This window comes from Streptomyces pyxinae, assembly GCF_024756275.1.
Taxonomy (GTDB): Bacteria; Actinomycetota; Actinomycetes; order Streptomycetales; family Streptomycetaceae; genus Streptomyces; species Streptomyces pyxinae.
Genome location: NZ_JANUGQ010000051.1, coordinates 1 through 10547 on the forward strand (window position 1 = coordinate 1; position 10547 = coordinate 10547).

Consider the following 10547-nt stretch of genomic DNA (forward strand, 5'->3'; position numbering starts at 1 on the left):
TGGCCTCACCCGAGGGCGACGAGGCACCACTCAGTCACTCGACGACGAACGTTGCTGGAACGTCGCACGCCGGCTCCTGCACGACGACACTCTCAGCCCGAGGACCGCCTCGCCGGACTGCTTCTCCTCCTCTACGCCCAAGGATCTCCGGAACCACCGGTCGACTACCGAGGACGTCGAGGTCGGCGCTCAAGAAGTACGCCTTTACGAGGCCGGGCAGCCGCGCAGCCGGAGTCCCAGCCAGCGAGTTCGGTCGAGGGGCATAGGCGGCGCAGCCGGGGTGGCAGCAGCGGGCCGAGGCGAGCGGGCGGGCCGGTCACCGGACGGCCGAACCTCGTCCAGGTCGGGGTGGAGGCATGGAGATTGGGCCGGCGGCCAGGGCCCGGCTCTCCACTCGCTCCCCCGGGTGAGGTGGCGGCCGGGGGAGCGAGTGCGCGGACAGCGCACCCATGCGGCCCGGGCCCGTTGGTCGGCGGCCAGCGCGTGCTGACCGCCGACCGGATGCTGCGCGGCGATGCGGAGCTGGCCCGGCCGGGGCCGGTCCCTTCGATCAGCCAGTGTTCTGTCCGCACGGGGGACGGTAGGGCAGGTCGGGAAGATAGCGGTGCCAATCGGCGGCTGAGAGGTCGGAGGGGACGGTGGTATCGCAGACGCGGTGGGCCACCCGGTCAGGGTCGGTGTCCCAGAGCAGGGCGGTCCGGTCCTCGCTGCCGGTGGCCAGCGACTGCCCGTCGGGGCTCATGGCGAGGGCGTCAATAGGCCTGCTGTGACCGCGCAGTTCGGCTAGTTCTCCGGGACGGTGCCGATCGCGCACGTTCCAGACGCGCACGGTGTCATCGTAGGCGGTGTACAGGAGACGGCTGTCGGGGCTGAAGGTGACGGCCTTGACTGCGCCCGGGTAGTCGCCGCGTGCGGCCAGGAGCCGCTGTGGTGATGTGGGGCGGGTGATGTCCCACAGGCACAGTCGGCGGTCGTCGCCTCCGGTGGCGAGGGTGCGACCGTCGGGGCTGAAGGCCAGGGTTTTCACCGCGTCGTGGTGCCCGGTCAGTACGGGGAGCGCGCGGGGACGGTCCGGACGGGTCACATCCCACAGGCGGACCGTGCGGTCGCGGGCGCCCGTGGCGAGAACACGGCCGTCGGGACTGAAGGCCACGGCCTCCAGTTGGTCCTGGTGAGCGGTGAGTGCCACCAGTTGTCGTGCCCGCTGCGGGCTGCGGGTGTCCCAGATCCGCACCGTGCGATCACCGCCACCCGTGACCAGGTACCGTCCGTCCGGCGAGAACGCGACACTGTTGACCGTGTCCCGGCTCGCGTCCAGGCGTGCCGTCTGGCGCGGCGAGCCGCTCGTGCTGATGTCCCACAGCCGGACCGTGCGGTCGAGGCTGCCGGAGGCAAGCAGGTGTCGGTGCGGGGCGAAGGCCACCGTGTTGACCGCCGCGCTGTGGCCTCTCAGGACGGCTTCAGGGCGCTCATGCTGTCCAGCGACGTCCCACAGACGCACGGTGTGGTCGTAGCTGCCGGTGGCCAGGGTGCGGCCGTCCGGGCTGAAGGCGGCAGCGTAGAGGGAGTCGGCGTGGCCGACCAGTGCCGGCCCGGGCAGCTCCCACAGCCGGGTGGTGTGGTCCTCGCTGCCGGTGGCCAGAGTGCGGCCGTCCGGGCTGAAGCCGAGGGAGTTGACGTAACCGGTGTGCCCGTTCAGCGTGCGCGTCGGCATGCCGGCGGTATCGAGGTCCCAGAGCCTCACGATGGCGTCGACGCCGGTGCCGGCCAGCGTGCCGCCGTCGGGACTGAAGGCCAGGGCCAGCACGGTGTCGGTGGGTCCGGTGAGTCGAACCGCTGTGCGGGGCTCGGCACCGGACAGATCGTGGATCCGTACCTGCCGGTCCCTGCCGCCCGTGGCCAGCGTGTTCCCGCGGGGGGAGAAGGCCAGAGCGGTGGCCGGGGGCAGATACCGGGTCGGCCGGTCCGGCAGACCGGTGCCGCGACCGAGGTGCCACACGCTGGTGCCGCCGATTCCGGCGGCGGCAATGCTGCGGCTGTCCCGGCTGAACGCCACGGCCTGGAAAAAGCCTCGCCGCTGGTCGCCCAGAGTGACACTCGGCGGCGGTCGGCCTGCGGCGGTGGCCGCCCACAAGGAGACGGCTCCGCCCGGGCCCGCCGCGGCGACGAACCGGCCGTCGGGGCTGAAGGCGACCGCGGTGGGGGCATCGAACTTCACCGGGTGGCGTGGCACCAGCATGGCCTGCTCGGCGAGCTGCCGCCCGGCGCGCACGTGTCGCAGCATCGTTGTTCCCCGGGCGTCCGTCGAGGCCAGCGTGCGGCCGTCCGGGCTGAACGCGAGCGACCGGATGGCCGGGCCACCCCTGACGGTGAGCACTGGCCGCGGGGAACGGTCAGTGGGATTCCACAGCCTCAGCGTACCGTTCGCATCGCCCGTCGCCAGCAGCCCGTCAGGAGCCGGACGAGGGCTGAAGGCGACCGCCTCGACACCGACGTCGCCCTTGATCTGGCGCGCGTAGGGCGAGGCATACATGCTGAGCAGCGTCCCGCGCGCGGCATCCGTCGGGTACATGCGGTAAGCGGCAAGGGCCAGTTGAAGTGCCTCGGCAGGCTCTGTCCTCCGTAGGGTCTGTGACTCCTGGGCCATTTGCCGCGACAGCGCCTGGTCGCGCTGTTGGGTGGCCTGCTCGCGTGAAATGGCGGCGAGCACGGCGGCGGTCACGGCGCCCACCAACAGGAAGGTCAACAGGGCAAGGAGAGCACGCAGATGCCGTCGCCTGCGCAGCGCGGCTGCCCGCTCCCGGGCGCGAGCGTCGAGGCTCGCGAGGAGGAAGTCCCGCTCGGCGCGGCTGAGGGCCTCGGGTTCCCGCCCGGACGCCCAGGTGTGCGCCCGCTCCAGCCGCACCCCGCGGTACAGGGCGCCGGCGTCCCGGCCGACGGCCTCCCACTGCCGAACTGCTTGCGTCAGCTCCCGGTGCAGGCGCAGCCCTTCGCGGTCCTCGGCCAGCCAGTCGCGCAGCCGGGGCCAGTGGCGGATCAGTGTCTCATGCGCGATTTCCACGGTGTCGTGGTCCAGGACCAGCAGACGGGCGCGTGCAAAGTGTTCCAGGACCGGTGTCGGATCACCTGCGCGCATCCGCAGTTCTGCCCGGTCGACGCGCCGCTTGACGTCTTCGGTTCCCTCACCCGACGCGGTGAGCCGCAGCAGGACATGGCGGGCGAGCCTCTGCTGCACCGGATCCAGGGTGCTGAATGCCTGCTCGGCGGTGCGCGCGAGAGCCCCCTCCATGCCTCCGGTCGCCTCGAACGCGGCCAGCGTCAGGGCATTGCCGCGCCGGCGGCGCCACGTCTCTCGCAGGGCATGGGACAGCAGCGGCAGTACGCACGACTGCCCCCGCGCCTGGGCCACCAGTTCCGCGAGGAGCGCCGATTCGACCGTCAGACCCGCCCGGGCGGCAGGCCGCAGGATGACCTGCCGCAGCTCTTCCGTGGTCGGGGGGCCCACCAGCACCTGGCCCTCGCGCAGGACCTCGGCGAGGCCGGCGTGGTCGGTGCAGTGAGCGTAGAAGTCGGCGCGCAGGGCCACCACGACCCTGCACCGGCTGCCGGAGGCCTGTGCCGCCGTGAGCAGAGCGGAGATGAACCGCTCGGTTTCCTGCGGGTTTTCGCACAAGGTGAACGCTTCCTCGAACTGGTCTACTACCAGCAGGAGTTCCGACGATCCGGGCATGTCATCCATGAACCGCAGGACGGCACGATGCGCCGTCTCCGTCCCGTGGTCCTGATCGTCGCCGGTATCGGGTGGATCGTCCCACGGTGCGCGCAGTGCCTGCAGGCAGGCACGCAGGGGCCCGGGCCCCGGTACGAACGTCATTACCGAGCCTGAGGGACGCACCGCCCGCCAGGCGGGAATCAGCCCGGCGTGCAGCAGGGAGGACTTACCCGCGCCGGAAGCGCCCACTACCACGGTGAACCGGCTGCGGGACACCTGACGGCACAGCTGATCTGTTTGCCGCTGTCGGCCGAAGAACCACGGCGCATCCTCGGACCGGAAGGCGACCAGCCCCACATATGGCGCTCGGCGCATCTCCGCCTCATCCGGCCCCTCGGCAGGCCGGGCGCGCGACAGTTCGGCCACGGTGGCACGCCAGCGTTCCTCCCACAGCGCGGGATCCGCGCCGCACGCGCGGGCGAAGGCCACGACGACCTGAAGGCTGGGCAGTTGGCGACCCGCCGCGGCGGCCGACAAGGTCGAGGACGAGAACCCGGCCAGCCGAGCCAGCTCCCGGTACGTGGGACGACCCGCCTGACGCCGCAGTTCCCGCAGCTCGCCGGCCAGACGGACCAGAGGGCCGTCGTCCTCGTCAAGCGGCCGTTCCCTGCGCGACATGACGACGCCCCCCAGCCTCGGTTCCTGCCCCTCATCATCGCAGGACGCGGCCGTGCCCGCACAGGGAACCGCGTTCCCGGCCGGCGCCCGAGGCCCCTCCGGCCCGGGACGAGAGGGGACCCGGGGTGTGCGGGCTTCAGCCTTCCTCGCCGTGCGTCCTCGCCTCGGTGCTGCACGGTGACCGCAGAGTCCGCTGGCACTTGATTTACCGCGCGTGGCCCCGGGCGAGGCGGCAGCCCGCGGTCATCACCCACCGTCGGCCCAGCTGCGCGGCGCAGCGGTCACCGCCTCGAACCGTCGCGGAGCGTTCACCTCTTCGATCGCGCCACGCCCGTTCGAGTGCGGGGGTAGTCGGCCGCAGCGCTCCGACCTCGTTGTTCCCGTTGTCCGCCGACCGGCCCCGATGCCGGACAATACTTCGCCCTGGTTTCTTTCGGAGCCTCGCTACCGGTCAATGTCTCGGGCTGCTCGACTGGATGCGGATCGGGCCCAAGGAAGCACCTTGCCACGGCCTCGCCCGCCGCAGGGCACAGCTCATGGGGCCGGCCCGGTCGAGATCCTGCCACCAGGAGGAGAAACGTGAAGCAGCCCGCTATTCGCCCACGCCCGCGCTGGGTCCTCGCCTTCGACGCCACCTGTGCCACCTGCCAGCAGATCGCCGGCACGGTGCAGCGTGCCGCCGGACAGGAACTGGAGATCCTTCCCCTGGACCATGCCGACCTCCGTGCATGGCGCGAACCGTCCACCGCCACCCGCAAGCCGATGCTCTTCCGGCAAACGGGAGAGCGGGTCCGCACCTGGACGGGACCCGCGATGGTCCTGCCGCTCACGCGCCGACTCGGGCTGCGGTCGACCGCGGCGGTACTGCGTGGGCTGGGACAGCTGCGGCACGAGAGCACCCGCCCCCTGCCCCCACACGGCGAGGGCGGCCACGTCGTGGGACGGTCGCAGTTCCTGCGCCTCGGAGCCGGCACCGCGGTTGCGGCCGGGATCGTCCTCTTCGGCAAAACACCGGCATTCGCCGAGAACTCCTGCCGCACCGCCCTGGAGTGGGCCCGGCGCAACAAGGCCAACCTGCCCACGACCTACGACGAACTGACGCGGTACCCGGTCGTGTACCGGCGTGCCATCTACGGGGAGCTGGGCGACGCGTCCAGGAGTCGTCTGTGGCTCGAACACCTGAAGCGCTACCGCAGTACCAGTCCCCGGATGTCGCTGCGTCAGTCTGCCGTGTACGAACGCGCGGTGGCCTGGGCCTCGGTTCCCGCGCACTTCTCGGCCACCGAAGACTCTCCCGCCTCGCGCGAACTCAAGGAGCTGAGCAGCGCCGCCCGCAAGGCGTTCGGCCGCCCGGACACGACGGCGATGCTCGGCGCCCTCGGTCCGGCCGAGAGCAACTCCGCCGCACGGGCCGAGGCAGCCGGTGCCTGCACCTGCACCGACGAGGATGATCTCTGCACGAACGCCACGCACTGCCAGTACGGCGCAGGCGGATGCCAGATGTATCGCGGGTGCGGTGCGTTCTGGCAGTACGTCTGCAATGGCCTCTGCGTCAACTGACCGCTTCACGTTTCGAAGGCGGGCGCGTGCCTCGGCGGAGGCAGCGCCTGCCCTGCCCGCTGCTCCTGGCTGGAGCAGCTGCGCATCCATGGCCGCCCCGAGCCGGTCCAGTCCGCCCTGTGGTGGCAGCATCTTCCCGAGTTCGCCGTCCGCCCGCTGGAGGACGGGGCCCCAGGGTGATCACATGGACGCGGTACCTGAGCTGTCCGGCATCGGCCTCGCACGCCAGGGCCTCCTCGCCGCCCGCGAAGCGGCAAAGGACAACGGCGCCGTCCGTCGGGCATGCACAACCAGGAATCCATGGGCGGCCACTTCGCGAACTTCATGAAGCAGATGCGCATCAAGGACAAGGATGCGTACTGGCTGGATACGCGCATGAATGACGGCGGCACCTGCCGTTACGGTGTCGGCGGCGGTCAGCCCGTGATCTGCGGACTCGTCGCGCAGTAACACCCCAGCGTCAACACGCTTCGGCCCCCACCCTGACCGTCAGGGTGGGGGCCGAAGCCGCTGTGCAGGCGCGTGCGGCTCAAGGAGTGAGGAGGTGAACGGCGGGGAGATTCCCGGCCTGTGCGGCATCCTGGTCGATGCTCAGCCCCGTGTACGCGCCCAGCGCGGTGAACACCAGGGTGGGCAGGCGCGCGCCGTGCTGTTCGTAGTAGGCGGTCACCTCGTCGGCGGTGGCGTCGGGGATGGAGGGGAAGACGGCACCGGCGGCGGTGAGCGCCGCGTCCAACGCCGACTCGTGGCCGGTGGTGGTGCCGAACTCTGCGCGCCGTATCACCTCGTCGCCTTCGACGTGCAGGATCGCGGCGGGCGGGCTGTACAGGTTCCGGCTGGCGCACAGGATCTCTTCCCCCGGGCCGGGCCTCATCGAAGGGACACGGCGGAAGCCGGTTGCCCAGGTCGCGGCGTGGTCGTTCTCCAGCACGTAGGTCCACTCACCCTCGCTGCCGTACATCGCGTAGGCGTAGCGGGTGGGGTCGTGGCCGGGCGGGGTGGGCTGGCTACGCAGTTCGACCAGCGGGGTGCGGGCGGCGAGCTGGTCGAGGTCGGCCCCGAGGTTGATGAGGAACTCATCAGGGTCGATGCCTCGGGCGAGGGTGAGGGAGATGCCGCCGCGCATTCCGGGGACGGGCGTGGCGGTGTAGGCGTGGGCGCCTATCCAGCTGAGGCCGTTGGTCATGGAGGGGGGTCCGTTCGCTGGTGGGGTGGGGTCGAGCTTAGCCTCGCGCTTTCATGAGGCGGGCTTTCCGACGGGTGGTCAGGTAAGCGGAAATGCTGGCATCCGCGAGGATCTCGGCTGCCGGACCACCCCCACGGTCCCGGGCGGCATCGGTTCGGGTGGCTGTGTCGTGGCGGCCGGCCAGGTCCACCCCTCGGTCGTTGTCACGGGGCGGGCAGGCGGCGGGCGAGGTCGGCGGCGAGTTGCCCGGCCGCCGGCCCGCGCCCGCCGGGATCGAACTGCTCCAGGAGCTGGAGGTACTCGATCGTCTGGCGGGCCTCGGCGCGGGTGAGCAGGGCGAGGCGGGGCTCGTCTGGGTAGGTGCCGGTCACGGACTCGGTGTCATGATCCACGATGTCTTCACCGGTGCTCGCCCGGGCCGGGGCACGGCGGGGGATGCGGGCCGTTCCGGTATCACCGGGCGGACCGCGCCGTCGGCGGTGGCGGTGAGGGTGAGGGCGGTGCCGCGCTTGCCGTACAGCCCGAGCCACCCCGTGGAGACGTTCTCGGCCTGGCCCTCGCGCTCCTGGAGGGGCTGGAGGAAGGGACGGCCGATCCGGCCGTCCGGCACACAGGCGCCCGCCCACCGCTGCTCCGGTTCGGGACCCGGCCGTACGGTCGGCTGTGAGCGTGCGGATCCCGGCGCTCGGCGCGGTCCCGGGTACCCGGCCCGGCCGCCGCGGCCCCGGGCGGCCGACCGCCGGCCTCCCGGGGGGCGGGGCGGGGCGGTTGGGCATGTCATCCGTTGGGGTGACGACCGGACGGCGGGACCGGCTCCGGCCCGACACTGAGAGGACGCCGTCCCTGACAAGCAGAAAGGTCATCTGATGAGTGATCACCGCGTACCGCCGTCGGCCGCCGGGCCGGGGGTGCCGACTCGCTCGCCGTACCAGCTGGATGCGGACGAAGGGCCGCAGAGCATCGGCGAGCTGAAGCACGCACTCGCCCCCTGGCCCGGCGTGCTGACGGCGTTCATCGACGCGCTGGAGGCCGCGCCGTTCCACCAGGATGGTGAGGAACCTCTGCGCGCGGTGCGGCAGGTGATCAGTGAGTACCGGGTCGAGTGGATGGCGAAGGTCCACCCGGACATCGTCCGGGCCGTGACCGACGACAAGGCCGGGATCGACGACGGCGTCCCGCTCGACGTCGTGATGGCCCGCTACGACCCCGACACCTACGAGCTCCGGGACGGGGGCGAGGCGGCGTGACCTACAAGGTCATCCTCACCCCCCAGGCCCGCCAAGCCTTGGCAGGCCTTGTCCCGGAGCGGCGCCGCGCGGTCCACGAGGCGATGCGTGGACAACTGTCCACGAGCCCCCTGGCTGTGGGTACGCCGGAGGGTCCCGGGCCGGACGCCCTGCGGAAACTCGCCGTGACCGACGCCGGGGTCACGATCGGATACCGCGTCATCGACGCCCGGGTCGAAGTCCGCGTCGTCTGGCTCCTGGGCTGGCCCTGAACCACTCCCCGGGTGGACAGCTCGTGTCCCCGGGCTGGTCCGCACTCCCGGTTGCGGGGTGGAGACCGAGACCGTAGATCTCCCAGAACACCGGCCCGGCCCCCGCTGCGCCGCCGTCCCCGGCCGAGCGGGCGGCCGCCGCGCCGGCCGCCCTCGACACAGCGCCGGCCGGGTATCGGTGATCGACGCAGCCGTCGCGTTCCTGGAGGACCTGCGGGAGCGCGACAGCCGACCTGGACGTACGGCACACGGTGGCCACCACCATAGGGCTCCTGCGCCAGGCCGCTGACAGGTACGGTGCCCGGATGCCCCGCCCGGCCCGGGGCGGGCTGATGCGAAGCCGTGGCCGCGCAGCGGGAGAACGGCGTCCCGGCCGCCGCTGTTCCGGCCCTGGAACCGGCCGTACGACCGCCTGCAGCCTGGCGCCCAGCGCGGTCCCCGGTGCCCGAGCCGACCGATGCGACCTGCCCGCCCGGGCCGCGCACCCAGGAGACCGCCACACCCGGCTACCACCGTACGCTCGCCGCGCATCGCCAGGCCGTCCCGGGTTGTGCCGGCCATCGCGCGGGCGGGGGAGCGGCGGACCGCCGCGCCGTGGGAGCTGACCTCGGACCGTCCCGATACTCGTCGAACTGCCCGCCCCCGTATCCCGCAGGCGCGGGACCGATGACGTGGTGAACGACCACCAGGGCCTGGTCTTCACCAGAGCTTTCCCGCGGGGTCGATCCGAGGCCACCTGGCGTGCTTGCACGAGGGATGCTTGGGCCCGGGTCGGCCGCGTGAGGCCGGAAAGCGCCGCCCGAAGGAACCGCCGCTGGCCAAGGCCCAGCGCGACATGGCCGACCTCACCCCCGCTCGCCGCCACGCCGTCCTCCAGGCCGAACGCGGGCCCCTCTCCCAGCATCCCCTCCAGGTCGGCAAGGAGTTCGGTCAGCTCCAGCACATCGCCCACCGGTTGCCACGCACGCGAAGACCGGAGCTCGGCGACGACGACCTGGAACTGGTCCTGGGCCTGTTCACCTGGGAGCAGGATCTGGCGGGGTGCCGTCGCTCTGCCGTCGGTCACCATCTGGTGGTCGGCGGGCCAACGCCACCGGGCTGGCCGGGCACATCACCGTGTCGTGCGACGCGGGCTCCTTGGCCGGCGTGCGCCCGAAGTCGCCGACCTGGACGGCGAAGGCCCGGCTGGAGGACTTGAGGCATCGAGGCGATCGGCGAAGCCGGTCTCCTCGCGGCAGCTTGATCGGGGCGACTTGACCGACCCGCCGACCTGGGAGCGGTCGGCCCGCCGGCCGTAAAGGACGCTGCCGCGCACAACGCCTTCCTGGCCCCAACTCCGCCTGGACGTCGTACCCGCCACCCCGGCCGTCGGCGCGAAGCTGTGCTGGAGCGTGCCGAAGTTGATCGCGGTGGCCAACGAGCGGGTGCGGGGTGCGCCCGTCCGCGCCGTCCGTGTCCTGGCGTCCGCGCCCGTGACGGCCGGCTCCGTCACGGCGTCCGCCGCCCCCGCCCCGCCGTCGGCCTCGCCCGCCAGGCCGGGCCGCGAGCGGCCCCGCCGGAGGGCTACCGCCCCGGCGGGGAGCGGCGACGCCCAACCCGATCCGCCGTGCGCTGCTGGGGACCAACCCCCGCCCGGGCGGGGCCGACGTCCAGTAGTCGGGGGTGCTGGCCAAGATCCGCGGAGCACCCCCGCGGGCGCGGGGCCGACCTCCGACCCGGCGGCCGCGACGACCGAGCGTCCGGAGCACCCCCGCGGGCGCGGGGCCGACACTTGTTGAGCTGGGCTGATGCTAGCAAGAGGCCGTGTTTTCATTCACTTGGATTCGCTGCCAACCGAGCACTATGCCGCCGTCATCGCCGCCTTCGCGGCAGGACGGCCAGTCAGCGGCTTGAGCGTGGTGGCGTGCGATGTC

General features: G+C 72.2%; 8 protein-coding genes. 4 read left to right on the forward strand and 4 right to left on the reverse strand.

What is annotated here, in order from left to right:
* Positions 1 to 550: 550 nt before the first annotated feature.
* Positions 551 to 4390: an nSTAND1 domain-containing NTPase gene (locus NX801_RS30360; protein ID WP_258791186.1), complete on the reverse strand. Its 3840-nt coding sequence runs from the start codon at positions 4388 to 4390 to the stop codon at positions 551 to 553.
* Between the two features lie 579 nt (positions 4391 to 4969).
* Between NX801_RS30360 and NX801_RS30365 the strand changes: the two genes are divergently transcribed.
* Entirely contained in the window at positions 4970 to 5950 is a 981-nt protein-coding gene (locus NX801_RS30365; RefSeq protein WP_258791187.1) for a bacteriocin fulvocin C-related protein, read from the forward strand.
* A 282-nt stretch (positions 5951 to 6232) separates the two neighbouring features.
* Positions 6233 to 6400: a hypothetical protein gene (locus NX801_RS30370; RefSeq protein ID WP_258791188.1), complete on the forward strand. Its 168-nt coding sequence runs from the start codon at positions 6233 to 6235 to the stop codon at positions 6398 to 6400.
* A 79-nt stretch (positions 6401 to 6479) separates the two neighbouring features.
* Here the strand turns inward: NX801_RS30370 and NX801_RS30375 are convergent, their stop codons facing one another.
* From NX801_RS30375 to NX801_RS30385, 3 genes are all read right to left on the reverse strand, one after another.
* Positions 6480 to 7136, reverse strand: a complete 657-nt coding sequence (locus NX801_RS30375) for a hypothetical protein (protein ID WP_258791189.1) — start codon at positions 7134 to 7136, stop codon at positions 6480 to 6482.
* Between the two features lie 203 nt (positions 7137 to 7339).
* Positions 7340 to 7507, reverse strand: coding sequence for a hypothetical protein (locus NX801_RS30380; RefSeq protein ID WP_258791190.1), 168 nt, complete (start codon positions 7505 to 7507; stop codon positions 7340 to 7342).
* Entirely contained in the window at positions 7504 to 7746 is a 243-nt protein-coding gene (locus NX801_RS30385) for a hypothetical protein (RefSeq protein ID WP_258791191.1), read from the reverse strand. Before NX801_RS30385 ends, NX801_RS30380 begins: the two co-directional genes overlap by 4 nt.
* A 256-nt stretch (positions 7747 to 8002) precedes the next feature.
* On the opposite strand from NX801_RS30385, the gene NX801_RS30390 reads away from it, so the two are divergent.
* Positions 8003 to 8383 carry a hypothetical protein gene (locus NX801_RS30390; protein WP_258791192.1) on the forward strand — a complete coding sequence of 127 codons (381 nt, stop codon included), beginning with the start codon at positions 8003 to 8005 and terminating at the stop codon, positions 8381 to 8383.
* A complete protein-coding gene (locus NX801_RS30395; protein WP_258791193.1) occupies positions 8380 to 8634 on the forward strand; it encodes a hypothetical protein in 255 nt (84 codons plus the stop codon). The genes NX801_RS30390 and NX801_RS30395 overlap by 4 nt, the downstream gene beginning before the upstream one ends.
* The last annotated feature ends 1913 nt before the right edge of the window (positions 8635 to 10547 follow it).

What these genes read in the sequence shown, in the direction of transcription:
- NX801_RS30370 (WP_258791188.1), top strand. Translation starts at nt 6,233, where the DNA reads ATGCACAACCAGGAATCCATGGGCGGCCACTTCGCGAACTTCATGAAG.
- NX801_RS30390 (WP_258791192.1), top strand. Translation starts at nt 8,003, where the DNA reads ATGAGTGATCACCGCGTACCGCCGTCGGCCGCCGGGCCGGGGGTGCCG.
- NX801_RS30375 (WP_258791189.1), bottom strand. Translation starts at nt 7,136, where the DNA reads ATGACCAACGGCCTCAGCTGGATAGGCGCCCACGCCTACACCGCCACG.
- NX801_RS30360 (WP_258791186.1), bottom strand. Translation starts at nt 4,390, where the DNA reads ATGTCGCGCAGGGAACGGCCGCTTGACGAGGACGACGGCCCTCTGGTC.